Source organism: Gillisia sp. Hel_I_29 (assembly GCF_000744275.1).
In the GTDB taxonomy this organism is placed as follows: domain Bacteria; phylum Bacteroidota; class Bacteroidia; order Flavobacteriales; family Flavobacteriaceae; genus Gillisia.
Map to the genome: position 1 here is coordinate 2,059,045 of NZ_JQLP01000005.1, position 18,594 is coordinate 2,077,638.

Below are 18,594 nucleotides of genomic sequence, written 5' to 3' on the forward strand. Positions count from 1 at the left end.
AATAAACTAAAAATTGAAGATTATGAAAATTGGAGTAATAGGAAGTGGAAATATTGGAGGTAATTTAGGCAAACATTGGGCGCAAGCTGGGCATGAAGTTTTGTTTAGTTCAAGGCATCCAGAAGAGCTCAATGATATTGTAAGAGATGCCGGGGGCAATTCAAAAGCCGTAAGCATAGAAAAAGCTTTTGAAGCAAATGCTGATGTTTACCTTTTGGCGGTACCTTTTATGGCTATAGATAGATTATCTGAATTATATGCAGGAGAATATGGTGGTAAGGTAATTATTGATGCTACAAATCCTTATCCGGAAAGAGATGGAGATATGGCTCAAGAAGTAAGAGATTCTAATAGAAATGCGTCGGAATATACCGCTATGAAATTTAATACGGCTAAAACTTCAAAAGCATTTAATACTATTCACGCAGAACATCTTAAAGATAGAGCTTTTAGAAATGTAGATAAACTTGCGGTTCCATATGCAGCTCAAGATCAGGAAAGCAAAGAAACTACAAGAAAATTAATTGAAGACATCGGCTTTGAAGCTGTGTATGTTGGAGATCTTTCGAAGACCAAAATAATGGATCCAGATCAAAAAATTTATGGACAATCTGTTAGTAGGCAGGAATTAGAAAAGATGATATCTTAGCTTAAAATTAGAAATACCATTTACTTAAGGCAATAGCTTAAGAAAGGTAATAGGTAACACCTTAAGTATTTATGAAAGAAGATAAGGAAAAACATCTTGAAGATGTGGAGCAGGAAAAGAAGCAAAAACAAATAGATTCTGAGCTCAAAGAAAATGAAGATAAAAGTGATGAAAGTAAGCCTAGAAAGCATGGTGAGATTCTAAATGAGCAACTAGAAGAAGGCAAAGAGGTATTTAATAATAGTACAGGTAGCATTTTATTATGTTCTTTCACTGCCGGCTTGGAAATTGGCTTTAGTTTTTTACTGATGTGTTCAGTTTTCACGTTCTTTAATGGAAAAGTTGCAGAAGACACTATATTTAAATTATTAACCTTTGTTTATCCTGCAGGTTTTATAATGGTTATTTTAGGTAGATCGTTATTATTTACTGAGCAAACCTCTTTACTAAGCTTACCGGTTTTAAACAAAAAAGAATCTGTTTCAAGTTTATTAAAATTATGGGGACTCGTGATCTTGGGAAATCTTGCGGGTGGTTGGGCTATGGCCGCATTACTTATATGGATAGGACCAGCGTTGGGAATATTCGATCTTATAGCAGTAGAGAAAATTTCTATGCATGTTACATCCTTTTCCCCTCCGGTGATTCTAGTGAGTGCTATTTTAGCCGGATGGTTAATGGGTTTGTTATCTTGGTTGCTGTCCTCAGCTCAAGAAACCGTAAGCCGGATTTTGTTGATTATCATGATAACAGGAATAATGGCTTTTACCAGTTTACATCATAGCATAGTAGGAAATGTTGAAGTATTTGCTGGACTATTAAGTTCCTCAAAGATCTCTTTTTCAGATTATTTAACCTTTGAGAGTCTTTCCCTTTTGGGTAATGCTATTGGAGGAGTAGTTTTTGTAGCCTTGCTTAAGTACCGAGCCTTTGTTTATAGTGTAGAATAATCACTATAATTTTTTAATAAAAAAAAGCCCTTATAAATTAGTATAAGGGCTTTTCTAAATCTCAACTATCAATACTAGTGCGTTTGCATTTGAGATTTACGTTTAGCTAATTGCTTTTCTAGATCTCTTATTGTTTCTGCAACTGCAGCTTCAAAAGAGTTTTCATTAGATTCAGCAAAAACCTGAGGGCCAGGCAGGCTTAGTTTAATGTTACATATAAACCCGTTAGGATCCATTCCATCCTGTTTTTTAATAAAAACTTCTGCGCGAATAACGAAGTTATATTTATTCTCTAATTTATCTAATTTTTCCTGTGTGAATGCTTCTAGACTTTCACTTCTAGTAAGCTGCACAAATTGAAATATTGCTTCCATATATGTTGATTTATTTTTAAAGCAAGAACGTTTATATACTATCCTTAGCCAAGATTTTAAAAGAAAATTATATGTTATTTAAGATATTTTTATAAGTGGATGTGCGTCTATTACAACATCCTCAATATAGTCATATTATTAATGAAAAAAGAATAAATTTGCATTTAGTCAATCTTCTTATATTTATTCAAATAGATCAATCCGGGTTATATATAGTTGAGCTTAAACTATAAATCTCCTGCTGTTCTACCAATGGCTTGTTCTAGATTAAGTTTATTTGTGGTTTGAATAAAAACCTGATTGATCTTAGGATATTTGCCCTTGATTTGTTGTCTCATTGTCTGAATGCTTTTTTCTGCAGTTAGAAGATCAATATCCTCTTTAATGTCTACTTCTATTACTACAAGAATATTGTCTGCTCCTAAGTGCATAGTTTTAGGAAAGTTCCATTTCTTAATATCCTTGTTATTAGAAAGTATACTCTCTATACCTTCTATAACTTCAGGTCTTGCACTTTCTCCTAATAGTAATCCTTTGGTCTCTTTAGCTAAAAAGGTAGCAACCCCTAAAAGTAGAACACCAATCAATAATGACGAGATACCGTCTAGATAGGGGTTATTTAATTGTTGAGATAGAAAAATACCTATTAATGCGATAAATAAACCAATTACAGCAGCAGTATCTTCAATGATCACCGCAAAATTCGCAGGATCTTTACTTTTAATAATATTTTGTAACAATTTTCCCTTGGGATTAGATTTTTTAAAGGTTTTGACTGCAATTATCAATGATGCACCCTCAAATACTATAGCGGCAGCAAGTACCCAATAATTCCAAGTTGGATCCTCAATTACGCTAGGATCTTCGAGTGCATGAATTCCCTCATAGATAGCAAAACCACCTCCAAGTGAAAATATTAAGATGCTCACCACAAAACTCCAGAAATAAATCTCTTTACCATAACCAAATGGGTGTTCGTGATCTGCTGGCTTTTTAGCTTTTTTAAGGCCTAATAATAGCAAAAGACCATTACCAGTATCTATTAATGAGTGAATTCCTTCTGCAAGCATAGCAGAACTCCCAGTAAAGAAAGACGCCACAAATTTGCTTATTGCTATTAGCGTGTTGGCAGCAATTGCGCCATATATTGCTAGTTTAGATCCTCCAGCCATATTATTTTTATTGATTATTAGAACGAAATTACAATAATCTACCAGAGTAGATTCTACTCTATACGAACTTTAAATATTATTTGACATTTAAAAAATTGATAGTAAGCTAGAAATGAGTTATTTTAATTATATTAAGAAGGGGAGAGGCATGCAACAAGATAATATTTAATATGTTATACCTAAAACCTGTAAGGATGGTGTATAGATCATTGATATTGAGGTGTACTTCAAATTAAAATTATATTTTTAAAAGCTATGAAGAATCAAGCATATCTAAATATTGCGCGTAAGGCATTCGTTTTATCTTTAAATCTGGTATTGTTATTAGTAGTAGTATCTTGTGGAAGTTCTTTCCAGACTAAAGAATCTAAAGAAGCAGAGCTTAAGAAAATTTCAAGAATTATGGAGGGAGGTACTTTTAGTATAGAAAATGAATGGACGTATCCTTTTAGTGGCAGTAGAATTGATCTTATAGGCAATCCAAACTTTTTCAAAATAGATGGAGACAGCGCAGATGTAAACCTTCCGTATTTTGGAGTTAGACAATTTGGAGGTTTTGGAGACCGCGGCGGAATTATTTTTAATGAACCTATTACAGATGTAAGTATAGAACAAGGAAAGAATGCTAAAAGTATGGTAATGAAATTCAATGCAAAACAAGGCACTGAAAATCTTCAGTTTTATGTAACTATATTTCCCAATAATAGAACTGATATTTCTGTGAATAGCTCTCAAAGAGACATAATTTCATATCAGGGACATATAAGATCTACCCAAAAAGATGAATAATTTATAGAAGGTTGGATTTATTTAGATGCAGGTAATAGAATAAGACAATCACCATATTTTAAATATATAAGAAGAAAGATGCTTTTAACTCCAATCTTAAATATTCTATTTTACATAATATAAATTATAGTACAAATATGTTTGTGTCTTAAAAACGGCGTATAGCTCTGCTATCTGATATTATGTCAAAGCCGTTTTACTGGAATGTTCTTGAATATTTGATAGCTATAATTAATTACTATGTAAAATATCCCAGTATATCAATTACATAGTATTCCATCTGGGTCCTCCCCTGCTACAATTAGAAAGATCTTGTATAGCTGGCAGAGTATTGGAGCAACAGCACATACGTTGCAGGATTGTGAAACACTAATTAATAGCGAAGTAGATTATATTGGTTTAGGTCCATACGCTGGTGATGATTACGTTGCTGCGGCACTTGGTATTAATGGATACAAAGCTATAACCGATGTTTTAAAGACCAATACGGTAATACTAGCTTATGGTAATATTATGACAGCAGACGTACCAAGTCTATTAAATAGCGGTGCCTCTGGAATAATGCTCTCTACTGAAATTAGCGATAATTTTAATCTTATCAGGAAATATAATCAACTATTGTCAGCTTCTGCTGTTGCAGAGCAAAAACATACTTTTAAGTAAAAACAGTATCCAATTTTTAAAAATTTTATATGAAGGATTAATCTGCTGTTAGGTTTTAGCACGTTCCACTACCAACGTACCATACTGATCTCCTTCCAGTAGCAGTATAAATTTTCTCCCTTTCTAATCAATTTAACTGGAGTTGAAATGAAACACGTTAAATTTGATTTAAAAAAAAGAATGAACGTTCATTTTTAATTATCTTTGTCTCAGATTTGAACAGATGCTTGATTTGTAAATCATCTACCGTTCAGAAACTTAAAAACAACAATTTTAAATAAGAGATAGCATGGAATTATTAAATAAATTAAACTGGAGATATGCTGCAAAAGCCATGAATGGTGAAAAAGTAGCTGAAGATAAAATTCAAAGAATATTAGAAGCAGCAAGATTGGCTCCTACTTCTAGCGGACTACAACCTTTCGAGATCATGGTAGTAAAAAATCAGGAGATCAAAGAAAAAATTAGACCTATAGCATGGAATCAATCTGTAATTACAGACTGTTCTCATTTATTAGTATTCGCAGCCTGGGATACTTATACAGCAGATAGAATAAATCATATGTTCGATCTTACCAACGAAATTCGCGGATTTAAAAATGAAGGTTGGGAAAATTACCGCCAGATGCTCTTAGATTCCTATCCTCAAAAAGATGAAGAAGAGAACTTTAATCATGCCTCTAAACAGGCATATATAGCATTTTCTCAAGCAATTATTGCTGCCGCCTTTGAAGGTGTAGATGCAACTCCTGTAGAAGGTTTTGATCCAGCCGCAGTAGATGAGATTTTAAATTTAAGAGAAAAAGGACTTAGAAGTGCGGTGCTTTTACCATTGGGATATAGAAAAGAAGAGGAAGACTGGCTGGTAAATCTAGTTAAGGTTAGAAAATCTATGGATGAACTGGTAACCGTAATCGAATAATATTAAGATTAAATTCTACATCAATTCAGAATAAAAAAAAGAAAAAGAAAATGAACAATTTTGATTTTAAAAATCCAACCAAAATTATTTTTGGGAAAGATAGTATAGAAAAAATTACAGCAGAAATTCCCGAGAACGCAAAAGTTCTTTTGCTTTATGGTGGTGGAAGTATTAAAAAGAATGGTATCTATAATAAAGTAACCGCAGCTCTTAATAAGTATGAATTTATAGAATATGGCGGTATTCCGGCTAATCCTGAATATGCGGTATTAATGGATGCCTTAAAGGTGATTAAAGAAGAAAAAATTACCTATCTATTAGCTGTGGGTGGTGGTTCTGTTATAGATGGAACTAAATTCTTATCTTCTGCTGCTTTGTTTGAAGGTGATACTCCTTGGGATATCTTAACAAAAAACATAAGAACAGAAAAAGGAATGCCTTTTGGAACGGTTCTAACCTTGCCTGCAACAGGTTCTGAAATGAATTCTGGAGCGGTGATCACCAGAAAAGAAACTCAGGAAAAGTTAGCCATGGGCGGACCTGGATTATTTCCTGAATTCTCCATTTTAGATCCTGAAGTAATATCTTCTATCCCTCAGCGTCAATTAGCAAATGGTTTAACAGATGCTTTTACACATGTTCTTGAGCAATATATGACGTATCCTGTTGGAGCTTTACTTCAAGATAGATTTGCTGAAGGAATTTTGCAAACTCTTGTTGAAATAGCTCCAAAAATACTTGAGGACCCTACAGACTATAAAGCTGCGTCTAACTTTATGTGGAGTTGCACTATGGCTTTAAATGGATTGATTCAAAAAGGAGTTCCTACAGATTGGGCGGTACATGCTATGGGACATGAGCTTACTGCATTGTATGGAATAGATCATGCTCGTACGTTAGCGATAATTGCACCTAGCCATTACAAATTCAATTTTGAAGCTAAGAAAGAAAAATTAGCTCAATATGGAGAGCGTGTTTGGAATATTACAGAAGGAAGTGTAGATGATAAAGCAACTGCTGCAATTGAAAGAACAACAGCTTTCTTTCATGAATTGGGAATAGATACCAAGCTTTCAGATTATACCAAAGATTATGAAGGAACCGCAGAAAAAATCGCTAAGAGATTTACAGATCGTGGTTGGGTAGCTTTAGGTGAGCATCAATCTTTATCTCCAGATAAAGTGGAGAAAATAGTTAAGATGGCGTATTAATAGGCCTTTTGAAAAACCGAAAATAATAATAAAGCCATCTATTTAGATGGCTTTATTTAATTAATATCAATTCAATAAATCATTTACTTTTTAGAAGGATCTACTTCTGTAGATTTGATCTCATATTGATTGTTCTGATATTTTTTACTCATTTCCACAAAGTCTTCTGGTAAAATGGTTCTAAATTCATGAGAATCTAAAGGTATAACCTCCACCATCTTATCTATCATTTCCTGAGGATCAAATTGGTTCTCTGCCATATTCTTAGCCGCTTCTTCAATTTTCTCTTTTGGAGTAAAATGGAAATCTTCATCGAACCATTGCAAATAAGAATCATAAACTCTATCGTTAAATCCTGTTTTATAGGGACCCGGATTAATAGCAGCCACAGAAACTCCCATTGGTGTTAGCTCATCTCTAAGAGATTGTATTATCGCTTCCAATGCATATTTACTGGCATTATAAGCACCTAAATATGGAAAGGTAGAAAGTCCTGCTACAGAAGATACAAATACTAATTTACCCTCTCCCTTATCTACCATCTTATCTATAAATGGTTGTGCAAATTCTAAACTAGAGAATACATTGGTTTCCATCACTTCTCTAATTAATTCAACAGGCATTTCCGAGACCGGTCCTGAATGTCCAATTCCCGCATTGCTAACTAAAATATCTATATCTAGATCCCATGCTTTTTGACAATCCATAGCATCTAAAATATCCAATTTAATGATCTCGATAGTATCTTCCAATCCCTCTTTCTCTATTTCTTCTAAAAGCCTGGTTTTCTGCTCCCATTTATGAACTCCTGCAATAACATGATGTCCTTTTCTTGCTAATCCTAAAGCAGTTCCTTTTCCTAATCCGGATCCTGCACCTGTAATTAAAATTGTTTTCTTGGTCATGATTTTTAATTTTAAACCAATATAAAATGATAGCTATTGACACTATTATATTTTGGGACATTTTAGGATAGGTATTAACTAGATTTTATAGATTTTGTCAAAATTAATTTAGGTTTTCATTGTTTCATTTAAAATCAACTTATTTAATTTTTTATCTAGCACAGGCATTATAAATATTTAACTGAAATAATCCTGCCTTATATCATTATTAAAGCCAATTATCTTGAGATGTATCGTAACTTAAAAAAAATCCAATGATAATAGTTACCTGCTAAACTCCACAAACGTGGAAGTAATTCAGTATTATCTGGAAAGTAGTAAAACGAGTGTTTAAACATCATCTGGATATAATTATCTATAAATAAAATATTATGAGCGAGATAGCCACTTCAAAAAAACAGATCACATTTTATTATAACTCTAATTCTGGATTAGCAAAGCAAACTTTGGCCTATGCAAAAGCTGAAGGATTACCTATCCAAACCATAGATCTTATAAAAACCAAACTTACCGGAACTCAGATTGTAGAATTAGCAGATAAATTAAACATACGTGCTGCCGATCTGGTAAATCAAGAACATCCATTCTATAAAACCAATTTTGAAAACCATAATTTCTCTACAGATGATTGGATAAAAATGATCCAAAACAATCCTGAAATTATGAATCAACCCATTGCTATAAGAGGTGATATTACTATTTTAGTAAAAACTCCAACAGATATTATTAATATATAGATTAAAAGTTAATGACCAGTAAGCCAACTAACAAAGCCATATACATTACCACTACAGAACCCAACAGCGGTAAGTCTATTGTCTCTTTAGGTTTAATGCAAGCACTCCTAGGAAAGGCTGCAAAAGTGGGATATTTCAGGCCAATTATAGACGATTCTAAAACCGGGAAGATTGATAATCATATCAATACGGTTTCCACCTATTTCAATTTAGATATAGATTTTAATGATGCTTATGCTTTTAGAAGAAGTGAGGTCATTAAGATGAAAAATGATAATAAGGATGAGGAGATCATTAGAATTATTATTGAAAAATACAAAGCGATAGAAAAGCGTTTCGATTTTGTACTGGTAGAAGGGACTAGTTTTGTTGGAGAAGGTTCTATAATAGAATTTGATATAAATGTATTGATCGCCAAAAATTTAAATGTTCCTGCCATTATTTTAGCTAGTGGTGTTGGCAAAACATTAGATGAATTAGTAGGTAACCTTCAAATGGCCTTCGATTCTTTTAAGGATAAAGGTGTAGAAGTACTTAGCATCATAGCTAATAAAATTGAAGAAAAGAATCAGGAACTAATTATTTCATCATTAAAGAATAATTTACCTAAAGGAGTACTTGTAAATGCCATTCCGCTAAATCCTATTTTGGGGTCTCCATCTATTAAAGAGATCGTAGATGTTTTGGATGGGAAAGTGCTCTTTGGAGATGCCTTTATTAATAATCAGGCTGGTAATTTTAGTGTGGGAGCCATGCAATTGCCTAATTACCTTAAGCACTTAAAAGAAAATGGATTAGTAATTACACCTGGAGATAGAGCAGATATCATACTTGGTGCACTTCAGGCAAATGTCTCTGAGAACTACCCTTCTATTTCCGGTATTTTATTAACCGGAGGATTAATTCCAGAAGACTCTATAATTAAGCTTATTGAAGGATTGTCCGACATAGTTCCTATTGTTTCAGTTAATGGTGGAACCTATGCTGTTACTAATACTATAGGAAATATAAAATCTCAGATCTATGCAGGAAATACGCAGAAGATCACCTCCTCCATTCAGGATTTTGAAAAGTATGTAAGTGTAGATGCTTTAGTAGAAAGGCTTATTACTTTTAAATCGAATGGAGTTACACCACGAATGTTTAGATACAATCTACTGAATCAAGCTAAAGCTAAGAAAAAACATATAGTGCTGCCGGAAGGACTGGATGAGCGAATTTTAAAGGCCACGAAGCAGCTTATAGATCTAGATGTAGTAAATATTACACTACTTGGCAATAAGAAACAAATTGAAGAAAAAATAGCTACGTTAGAAATTGCATTAGATGTAGATAAGATCAACATTATAGATCCTATTGAATATAAAAATTTTGATGATTATGCCAATACCTTATATGAATTAAGAAAACATAAGAATGTAAATCTTGCCATGGCTAAAGATCTTATGGAAGATGTTTCATATTTTGGAACCATGATGGTGTATAAAGGAGATGCAGATGGAATGGTATCTGGAGCTATTCATACTACGCAACATACTATAGTTCCTGCACTACAATTTATAAAGACGAAGCCAGAAGCTTCTATTGTCTCTTCAGTTTTCTTTATGCTCCTGGAAGATCGTGTTTCGGTTTATGGTGATTGTGCTATTAATCCTAATCCAACATCAGAACAACTGGCTGAAATAGCAATTTCATCTGCCGCTACCAGTAAAGCATTTGGAATAGAGCCTAAAATAGCCATGCTCTCTTATTCTTCTGGTACATCTGGAGTTGGAGAAGATGTTGAACGTGTTAGGAGAGCTACGGAAATTGTAAAATCTAAAAGACCAGATCTAAAAGTAGATGGTCCTATACAATATGACGCTGCAGTAGATATTAAAGTAGGTAAGTTAAAACTACCAAATTCTGAAGTTGCCGGCCAAGCCAACGTTTTTATATTTCCAGATCTAAACACCGGAAATAACACCTATAAAGCGGTTCAAAGAGAAACAAAGGCATTAGCTATAGGCCCTATTATTCAAGGTTTGAACAAACCGGTTAATGATCTTAGTAGAGGTTGTACCGTAGAAGATATTTTTAATACAGTAATAGTAACAGCTATACAAGCACAAGAAGTTCAAAATAATTAATAAGAATGAATATTTTAATAATAAACTCTGGAAGTTCATCTATAAAATTCCAGTTAATACAGATGCCTTCAGAAACTTTAGTTTGTAGCGGTTTGGTAGAGCGAATTGGTAATAAGGATGCTGTTCTAAATTACAAGAACGAGACCATTAAATTAAAGCAGATACATTACATCAATAATCATAAACAAGGTTTACAGATTATAATAGATCTTTTGCTAGATGCTGAGAATGGCGTTATTGAAGATATCAAAGAAATAGCCGCTGTAGGTCACAGAGTGGTACATGGAGGAAATACTTTTTCTAATACTGCACTGGTAACTCCAGAAGTAAAGCAAAAGATACAGCAATATGCTCCATTGGCACCATTACATAATCCTAGTAATCTAGAAGGTATTGAAATTGCTGAAGAGTACTTTCCACATGCAAAGCAAATAGCTGTATTTGATACCGCCTTTCATCAAACAATTCCTACAAAAGCGAGAAAATATGCAATTCCAAATGATCTTTATGAAGATAAGGATATTCAGGTATATGGTTTTCACGGTACAAGTCATAAATACGTTTCTGAAAAGGCCATCGAATATCTGAAATTAGAAAGATCTAAGATCATTAGTATTCATTTAGGCAATGGTTGCAGTATGACAGCTATTCAAGATGGAAAAAGTATAGATCATAGCATGGGATTTGCTCCTACTAACGGACTCATTATGGGGTCTAGAAGTGGAGATATAGATCATTCTGTCATATTTTATTTGGTGAACAGCTTAGGCTATAGCTTAGAGAACGTAAATAATCTTCTCACAAAGAAGAGTGGAATGTTAGGACTAACTGGTTATAATGATCTTAGAGATATTGAAAAGGAGGCCGAAAAAGGGAATATAGATTGCTTACTGGCTTTAGAGATGAATGCGTATAGAATTAAAAAATTTATTGGAACTTACGTTGCAGCCATGAATGGATTAGACGCCATTATCTTTACTGCTGGGATAGGAGAAAACTCTAGCCTAATAAGAGAATTGGTATGTAAGGATATGGATTTCTTCGGAATAGAATTGGATAAGGATAAGAATAATGGAAAAGCAAAATCTATAAGAGAAATTAGTACTTCTACTGCTGAAGCTAGAATTCTAATAATACCAACCAATGAAGAATTAGAGATCGCTAAACAGGCATATTGTTTACTTAACTAAAATATTACAACAATCATATTAAATAAACGTTGTCTTATCAATAGTTAGATAGTTAAAGAAATTAATAAGAGGTTTATTAGGTAACTTTTTATTTTCTATTTTTCTCTCTATCTGTTTCACTCATTTGTTTTTCTGGCATCATTCCAGAAACTTTTTCTGGATTGAATTGTGTCTTTTTTCCTTTATTATCTTGAATAAGATCATGATCCTTTTTCTCAGGACTTTTTCTGACTAACATAAAAATTGCTATGGCAGCTATTATTCCTATAACGATATATATTCCTAGGTACATATTTGATTTTTAGATTTGAATAGGTAATTTACAAATTATATATTTCTACTTAATATAATAATTAAAAAACCCCGCATAATAGCGGGGATTTTACTTATCTAACTAAATTTAAATCTTAGTTATTATAAAGATATAGAGAAGATGCTGCTGGAAGATCGTTACTTACCGCGGGAGCAATATCTCCTGTGGCACTCAACACATTGCTAAATGCTAATACTTTTCCATTTCCAACTTCAGCAATATAGACGGTCTGAGTTTTGTGATCATAAGCGATATCTATAGGATTACCTAACATTGTAGAAGGTCCTGCAACTCTAGTTTGATTTGCTAACGTTATACTTCCACCGGTAGCTGTCATATTTAATTTAGAACTAAAATTTTGAATTACCTGAAATCCTCCATCATTGGTTGCATTAGCTGCATCCCCAATATCTGTCATTACTAAAACATCATCTGCTTCACTATAATCTATACCATGAGTTCTAACAATACCAGCAATGGTTATTCTTTTATCTGCAGCTAAATTGCCATCTATTGCATTATTTAAAAAGTCATTAAATATTGCTAAATCACTAGACCCATCTACAACGGCAAGAAGATCATCTCCTTTAAAAGTTATTCCCCAAACATTAAATCCTGGAGTAACTGTATTTTCTAACGTAAAGGCAGAACCATCAAAAGAATAGACAAAGAATTTATGCATTGCATTATCAGACACCACCACTCGATTGCCTTTAACGGCTATTTCTCTTGGGCTAGTGAGATCTGCGTTAGAGGAAAAATCTGCAGTATTTACTGCACCGCTAGAAAGGTTAGAGAAATTATTATAATAAGCCAACATCAGATCTGATCTTGATGCCTGAATTAAAACATCATTAGCACCAGAATAAAAAATTCCTTCTGTAGCTGTAGAAGATGAAGTAATAGTTTTAGTTAACATTCCTGAGGCATTGTAAATATTAATGTTACCATTAGCATTATTAGTGGTGTAAAGTTCAGTTCTTAAACTTCCCATAGGAGTAGCACTGCCAAAATTACCATCGGTCTCATCACTAGAGAAATAAATGGAAGAAGCTCCGGCAAGATCTTTCATATAAGTTGGAGCAAGGTCTCCCCCATTACCAATAGATGTAAATCCTAGAACAGTTCCATTCCCAACTTCAGAAATATATACCGTGTTATCTTGAGAATCATAAGCCACATCAATAGGATTTCCTAGTCTTGTTGATGGTCCTGCAACACGTGTTTGCATGCCTAAGGTTATCATTTCTCCATCAGATAAAGCATCAAACTTATCTGAGAAATTGTCTATAATATGAAAACCACCATCATCTGCTGTATTTGCTGCATCTCCAATATCTGTCATTACAAGAACATCATCAGTACCATCATAAGTAATTCCGTGGGTACGTACTATCCCTTCAATAGAAACTCTTTTAGAAGGAGACATCATTCCATCTTCTGAAGAATTGACAAAATCATAAAAAACAGCAAGATCATTTGTTGTATCTACCACAGCATAAAGATCATTTCCTTTAAAAGTTATTCCCCAAACCGGAAAATTAAGTTCTACCGTATTTACTAGCGAGAAACTATCTCCATTTTTTGAATAGACAAAAAACTTATTAGAGCCATTATCTGAAACAACATAGGTGGAACCATTTACAGCAAGCTCTCTAGGACTCTCTAGATCTGCACCGCCAGTGTAAGCTGGTGCCAACGAGGCATCTGCCATAAAAGTTGAAATATCTGAATAAGCTTCCAAATGTAAATTAGATCGAGATGCTTGCACCAAAAGATCTGATGCTGCATCGTAATAGATTCCTTCTGCTGCTGAAGATGGAGTTGAAAAGGTTATTAGAGAATCACCAGTCACACTATATTTTGTAATGTTTCCTGTAGCGTTGCTTGTTACATAAAGTTCAGATCTTCTACCTAATGGAGTTCCATTATTACATGGAGCACACATAGTACCTCCACAATCTATCCCTGTCTCATCTCCATTCATGATCCCGTCTGAGCAGGTGTCTATAGCTGTCATGGCATCATCATCATCTGAGCAGGATACTGCAAATACAAATGCCAGCGGAAGTATCCCTAGCTTTAAAAATAATCGGTTTGATAATCTCATATTATTTATTTTATTGATTAGTAGTAATTTATATACGAAGAGATTATAATTCCGGTTTGTTATGTAATATTAAATATTTGTTAAAGAAACATAATGAAAATTAACAATTCTAAAGCTAAAATGAAAAAATAATGGATTTATCTATTTTTTGATTAGAGTAAGAACAACTTAGACTGAATGATCTACTAAGTGAAAAAAGATCCGAAATATCTTTGAGGAAGTAGCTTTAAGATATTAAATAACTATTGTTATGGTAATGATTAGATTTGTAATCTTTACTTTAAGTTTATTAATTAACATCATCACAAATATGACACTGACAATAATTTTGGTTCTAATTTCAACAATATCTTTCTTATTCTTTGGAATTAGTTGCTTTGTAACTGCAGAAATGAAGACAGAATTTATTAGATACGGTCTAAGTGACAAATTAAAATTGGTGGGTACTCTACAAATAATAGGAGCGTTAGCCTTAGGTTTAGGATATCTTTATTTACCAACATTAGCAATTATAGGAGCCATAGGACTTTCCATTCTGATGCTCTTTGGTTTTGGAGTAAGGATAAAAATTAAAGATAATTTTATTCAATCTGCACCATCAATAATATTTGCATTTCTTAACGCTTATATTGCTATTGTTCTGATTATGAATGATTAACCGATTTATAGCACAAATATCAATAACAGGCATAACACTAAAAATAAGAATGCCGGAAGGGATTTTTTAAGAGGATCGTTGATCTTTAAATGCATTAATATAGAACCTGTTAGCAACACTGCTAATCCAATAGCAGCAGGTTTAATAAGTTCTGAAAACCATATTCCGAAGATAAGAGCGATTGCCAAAGTAACCTTTAAAAACCCTATAACATAGAGACTCCAAACAGGTAAACCATAAGCAGCAAATTCTTCCTTTATAGTTGTAGCATTACCACCTCTCCATTGCGTATTCTTATTATATTGTATAAGCCAAACATTTAGGATACTTAAACCCACAATGAGTTGAACCGCGATAGTAATATATTCCATATTAGAAGATTTTAATTAAAAACAGATTTAATCACAATCTACTAAGATTATTTTACTTAATGAGTAATTTTAATTAATCTGTATAGAATTTATAAATGTTTTAAGATAAATTATTGCAACAGGTATCCTGTCGTGAATATGAAGATGTATTAGCAGAATAACATACCAAATCTATTTTTGCAAAGCTGTATATAAATTTTAATGTGCAATATTTTCTATTTGGTAGCATCTAGTTTAGTTGTTCTACCTCTAAATCTTGAAAATAGCACCAATCTCTTCTTTGTATTTATAAAATATACTCCGGTTAATAATACCATCGCTGCAAGTATAGACTGTGATGTGATTTGTTCATTTAAAAAATACCAGCCTAAGCTCATGGCTATTATTGGATTTACATAAGTAGAAGTAGCTACCTTTTCTGGGGATACCACCTTTAATAGATAATTGAAAGATGTAAATGCTACAATGCTTCCAAATATTATTAATAAGATCATAGAAAGTTGAACTTCCCCGCTCCATGTGTTTGGTAGAGACCACTGTTCTCCAAATAATAAACTCATTATCATTAACATAATGCCACCGGTAATCATCTGGTAGCCGGTATTCACAAAATAATTTAAAGGTATTTCTGCTTTGCTAACAAAGATGCTTCCATAAGCCCAGCTTACCAGACAAACAAAGATCATAGCCATTCCCAAAAGTGAATCTTCCCCAGATAATACCTGCTTTTGATTTACTAATAGATACATTCCCAATATTCCTAGTCCTACTCCAATCATAGACATAACTTTAATTTTCTTATTATCTATGATCCTTAATAATATTAGAACAATTAAAGGTTGAGCAGATATCTCTAAAGCAGCAAAACCGCTGTCTACATATCTAAGTGCCCACACCACTACTCCATTTCCAAAAGATAAAAATAAGAAACCGGCTATGATCGTATTTAAAAACTGCTTTTTAGAGATCTTTAAGTTGATCTTCATTATTTTACAAAGAAGAAAAATTAATAAGCCAGCTGTAATAAATCTAAATGAAGCCAACATAAATGGAGGCAACTCTGTAACCGCTATTTTATTTAAAAGGTAGGTAGATCCCCAAATAACATAGATGGAAAAGAAAGCTAGAATTATTAATAAGGTTTGAGAAGATCTAGGCATTAAGTAACTATTTTTTAGCCCGCAATATTACACAATAAGTAGCATTATAGATCTAGATTATCCGTAAACTGTGATAATAAAATTTGAAGCTTTGGAGCTATATAGGTTCTACAAAAAGGCTTATTAGGATCTTTATTGTAGTAATCCTGTATCTCTTCTCTAGATTCTTTAAATTGATGGAGAGGCAAAGCTCTTGTAATTATATTTTTATTGAATTTTTTTTGATGATAGAGTAGAATTTTATCTACTTCTACTTTTTGACTTTGAGTATAATAATAAACTGCAGATCTATACTTTACTCTGAAGCTATGATTGGAAGTACTTTTATGAGTATATAAATGAATTTCTATAAGCTTTGAGAGCGAAATGATTTCAGCATCATAATGAACGATTATCGCCTCAGAAAAATTAGAATTTTCACCCGTAGACCTAACGTAGCCTTGGCACACTTGCCCTACTCCTCTTAGTTGCTGAAATACTGCTTCTGTACACCAATGGCAACCTCCACCAAGCGCCACCTTTTGTATTGACATTGTAATAGTATTTATTTAGTTCCTAGATTTCAATTGAGTAAATTAATAGAAACTTGCTAATTCCTTTAACGGATCAGGTTAAATAAATCATAAACACCAATCTAAAAATGAACGTTCATTCTTTAAACCTTATCTTTGTGTCAGATTAAAAAAATATGTCCACAGTAAACAAAAGTCAGTTAAAAAGAGAAGCATTAGTTAAAGCTACTATTAATTTGGTGAACAATAATGGTTTTCATGCCACGCCAATGTCCAAGATAGCAAAAATGGCCAATGTATCTCCCGCTACGATTTACTTATATTTTGAAAATAAACAAGACCTTATTAATAAGGTATATATTCAAGTGAAAACTGCATTTACAGAATATGCTTTTAAAGACTATGCTCCTACCATGGATGTTGAAGTAGGTTTTAAAGTTATCTGGAATAACATAGCCAATTTTAAACTGAGTGATGTAGATGAAGCTTTTTTTCTATCTCAATGTGACAATACTCCAATGGTGGACGAAGATAGTAGACAAGAGGGATTGAAACATCTACAACCCCTATTAGATCTTTGGCAACGTGGAATTGATGAAAAGAAAATAAAACCCCTATCTGCATATCTTCTTTATGCATATACCGTATATCCTGTAGCATTTTTAATGAATATGCAACAACGAGATATTCTGAAAATGGATAGCAAAAGTTTAGAAGATGCTTATACTGCAGCTTGGGACAGTATCAAATTATAATAAAAAATTTAATAGTTATGAGTAATACAATATTATTAGACAAAAGACCCGAAGGAACACCAAAACTTTCAGATTTTAAATTTACAGAGGAAAATGTAGCCGAGATTAAGGACGGCGAGATGTTGTTAGCAACAAAATATGTTTCTGTAGATCCTTATTTAAGAGGAAGAATGAGCGATGCCAAATCTTATGTTCCACCATTCGAATTACATAAACCTATTTCCTCAGGAGTAATTGCAGAAGTACTAGAATCAAAAAATGAAAAGTTTAGTAAAGGAGATTTTGTTTCAGGAAGATTAGACTGGAAGAAGAATCAGGTAAATGATGGAAAAGAACTTATAAAAGTAGATTCAGAAAAAGCACCGCTGTCTGCATATTTAGGAATCTTAGGAATGACTGGATTAACAGCATATTTAGGTTTAACACAAATTGGAAAACCTAAAGAAGGTGAAACTTTAGTAGTATCTGGAGCAGCTGGTGCTGTAGGTAGTGTAGTTGGTCAGATAGGAAAGATCATGGGATTGAGAGTAGTAGGAATTGCAGGAACCGATGAGAAAGTAGAAATGCTTAAATCTGAATTTGATTTTGATGCAGGTATTAACTACAATACCACAGAAAATATGAAAGACGCCATTAAGGAAGCCTGTCCAAATGGAGTAGATATTTATTTTGATAATGTAGGAGGAGAAATTTCAGATGCTATTCTTTTCAATATCAATAGATTCGCCAGAATGATTATTTGTGGTGCAATCTCTGTCTATAATGAAACTTCAGTTCCAAAAGGTGTGAGTGTACAACCATTTTTAATTAAGAACAGTGCCTTAATGCAAGGTTTTATTGTCTCTAATTATGAAGATAAATTTCAGGAGGCTATGCAACATCTAGGCACATGGCTAAGTGAAGATAAATTAAATTATTCTGAAACTATTGTAGAAGGTTTTGATAATATACCACAAGCCTTTTTAGACCTTTTCTCAGGTAAGAATAAAGGAAAAATGGTTGTCAAAGTTTAATTTAACTATTG

At 33.0% G+C, this 18,594-nt stretch carries 20 protein-coding genes; 12 read left to right on the forward strand and 8 right to left on the reverse strand.

Annotated features, from left to right (window positions below; all coding sequences use genetic code 11):
- The first annotated feature begins 22 nt into the window (after nt 1-22).
- Both P163_RS14550 and P163_RS14555 read left to right on the forward strand, forming a co-directional pair.
- Nucleotides 23-649 (forward strand): NADPH-dependent F420 reductase, encoded by a 627-nt coding sequence (locus P163_RS14550; protein ID WP_034892825.1) that lies wholly within the window; start codon nt 23-25, stop codon nt 647-649.
- A 71-nt stretch (nt 650-720) separates the two neighbouring features.
- Nucleotides 721-1,599 (forward strand): formate/nitrite transporter family protein, encoded by an 879-nt coding sequence (locus P163_RS14555; protein WP_034892829.1) that lies wholly within the window; start codon nt 721-723, stop codon nt 1,597-1,599.
- A gap of 74 nt (nt 1,600-1,673) precedes the next feature.
- Here P163_RS14555 and P163_RS14560 read toward each other — a convergent pair whose 3' ends face one another.
- Nucleotides 1,674-1,973, reverse strand: coding sequence for an HPF/RaiA family ribosome-associated protein (locus P163_RS14560; RefSeq protein ID WP_034892832.1), 300 nt, complete (start codon nt 1,971-1,973; stop codon nt 1,674-1,676).
- A gap of 227 nt (nt 1,974-2,200) precedes the next feature.
- Nucleotides 2,201-3,145: a cation diffusion facilitator family transporter gene (locus P163_RS14565; protein WP_034892834.1), complete on the reverse strand. Its 945-nt coding sequence runs from the start codon at nt 3,143-3,145 to the stop codon at nt 2,201-2,203.
- 255 nt (nt 3,146-3,400) lie between these two features.
- Between P163_RS14565 and P163_RS17950 the strand changes: the two genes are divergently transcribed.
- The 4 genes from P163_RS17950 (at nt 3,401) to P163_RS14585 (ending at nt 6,730) form a co-directional block, all read left to right on the forward strand.
- Nucleotides 3,401-3,934: a DUF4251 domain-containing protein gene (locus P163_RS17950; protein WP_051931258.1), complete on the forward strand. Its 534-nt coding sequence runs from the start codon at nt 3,401-3,403 to the stop codon at nt 3,932-3,934.
- Between the two features lie 300 nt (nt 3,935-4,234).
- Complete coding sequence (locus P163_RS14575) at nt 4,235-4,597, forward strand: thiamine phosphate synthase (protein WP_262489668.1); 363 nt, start codon at nt 4,235-4,237, stop codon at nt 4,595-4,597.
- A 289-nt stretch (nt 4,598-4,886) separates the two neighbouring features.
- Nucleotides 4,887-5,519: an NAD(P)H-dependent oxidoreductase gene (locus P163_RS14580; RefSeq protein WP_034892840.1), complete on the forward strand. Its 633-nt coding sequence runs from the start codon at nt 4,887-4,889 to the stop codon at nt 5,517-5,519.
- A 50-nt stretch (nt 5,520-5,569) separates the two neighbouring features.
- Nucleotides 5,570-6,730, forward strand: coding sequence for an iron-containing alcohol dehydrogenase (locus P163_RS14585; protein ID WP_034892843.1), 1,161 nt, complete (start codon nt 5,570-5,572; stop codon nt 6,728-6,730).
- Between the two features lie 83 nt (nt 6,731-6,813).
- Here P163_RS14585 and P163_RS14590 read toward each other — a convergent pair whose 3' ends face one another.
- Nucleotides 6,814-7,635 carry an SDR family oxidoreductase gene (locus P163_RS14590; protein ID WP_034892846.1) on the reverse strand — a complete coding sequence of 274 codons (822 nt, stop codon included), beginning with the start codon at nt 7,633-7,635 and terminating at the stop codon, nt 6,814-6,816.
- 371 nt (nt 7,636-8,006) lie between these two features.
- Here P163_RS14590 and P163_RS14595 point away from each other — a divergent pair, with 371 nt between their 5' ends.
- From P163_RS14595 to P163_RS14605, 3 genes are read left to right on the forward strand one after another with little or no spacing between them, the layout of a single operon-like run.
- On the forward strand, nt 8,007-8,372 hold the full coding sequence (locus P163_RS14595) for an arsenate reductase family protein (RefSeq protein ID WP_034892850.1): 366 nt from the start codon (nt 8,007-8,009) through the stop codon (nt 8,370-8,372).
- Nucleotides 8,373-8,383: 11 nt separating this feature from the next.
- Nucleotides 8,384-10,501 (forward strand): phosphate acetyltransferase, encoded by a 2,118-nt coding sequence (gene pta, locus P163_RS14600; RefSeq protein WP_034892852.1) that lies wholly within the window; start codon nt 8,384-8,386, stop codon nt 10,499-10,501.
- Between the two features lie 5 nt (nt 10,502-10,506).
- Nucleotides 10,507-11,691 carry an acetate/propionate family kinase gene (locus P163_RS14605; protein WP_034892856.1) on the forward strand — a complete coding sequence of 395 codons (1,185 nt, stop codon included), beginning with the start codon at nt 10,507-10,509 and terminating at the stop codon, nt 11,689-11,691.
- An 88-nt stretch (nt 11,692-11,779) separates the two neighbouring features.
- On the opposite strand, the gene P163_RS14610 is transcribed toward P163_RS14605, so the two are convergent.
- A complete protein-coding gene (locus P163_RS14610) occupies nt 11,780-11,983 on the reverse strand; it encodes a hypothetical protein (RefSeq protein WP_034892860.1) in 204 nt (67 codons plus the stop codon).
- Nucleotides 11,984-12,098: 115 nt separating this feature from the next.
- On the reverse strand, nt 12,099-14,114 hold the full coding sequence (locus tag P163_RS14615; RefSeq protein WP_034892863.1) for a hypothetical protein: 2,016 nt from the start codon (nt 14,112-14,114) through the stop codon (nt 12,099-12,101).
- Nucleotides 14,115-14,424: 310 nt separating this feature from the next.
- On the opposite strand from P163_RS14615, the gene P163_RS14620 reads away from it, so the two are divergent.
- Nucleotides 14,425-14,772 carry a DoxX family protein gene (locus P163_RS14620; protein ID WP_034894436.1) on the forward strand — a complete coding sequence of 116 codons (348 nt, stop codon included), beginning with the start codon at nt 14,425-14,427 and terminating at the stop codon, nt 14,770-14,772.
- A gap of 5 nt (nt 14,773-14,777) precedes the next feature.
- Here the strand turns inward: P163_RS14620 and P163_RS14625 are convergent, their stop codons facing one another.
- The 3 genes from P163_RS14625 to P163_RS14635 form a co-directional block, all read right to left on the reverse strand.
- The gene (locus P163_RS14625; RefSeq protein WP_034892866.1) at nt 14,778-15,143 is read right to left on the reverse strand and encodes a DoxX family protein; all 366 of its coding nucleotides are present in this window, start codon (nt 15,141-15,143) and stop codon (nt 14,778-14,780) included.
- 215 nt (nt 15,144-15,358) lie between these two features.
- Nucleotides 15,359-16,303, reverse strand: a complete 945-nt coding sequence (locus tag P163_RS14630; protein WP_034892870.1) for an EamA family transporter — start codon at nt 16,301-16,303, stop codon at nt 15,359-15,361.
- A gap of 44 nt (nt 16,304-16,347) precedes the next feature.
- Nucleotides 16,348-16,836, reverse strand: coding sequence for a peptide-methionine (S)-S-oxide reductase (locus P163_RS14635; RefSeq protein ID WP_034892874.1), 489 nt, complete (start codon nt 16,834-16,836; stop codon nt 16,348-16,350).
- 155 nt (nt 16,837-16,991) lie between these two features.
- Between P163_RS14635 and P163_RS14640 the strand changes: the two genes are divergently transcribed.
- A complete protein-coding gene (locus P163_RS14640) occupies nt 16,992-17,570 on the forward strand; it encodes a TetR/AcrR family transcriptional regulator (RefSeq protein WP_034892877.1) in 579 nt (192 codons plus the stop codon).
- Between the two features lie 17 nt (nt 17,571-17,587).
- Nucleotides 17,588-18,583 carry an NADP-dependent oxidoreductase gene (locus P163_RS14645; protein WP_034894439.1) on the forward strand — a complete coding sequence of 332 codons (996 nt, stop codon included), beginning with the start codon at nt 17,588-17,590 and terminating at the stop codon, nt 18,581-18,583.
- Nucleotides 18,584-18,594: the final 11 nt, after the last annotated feature.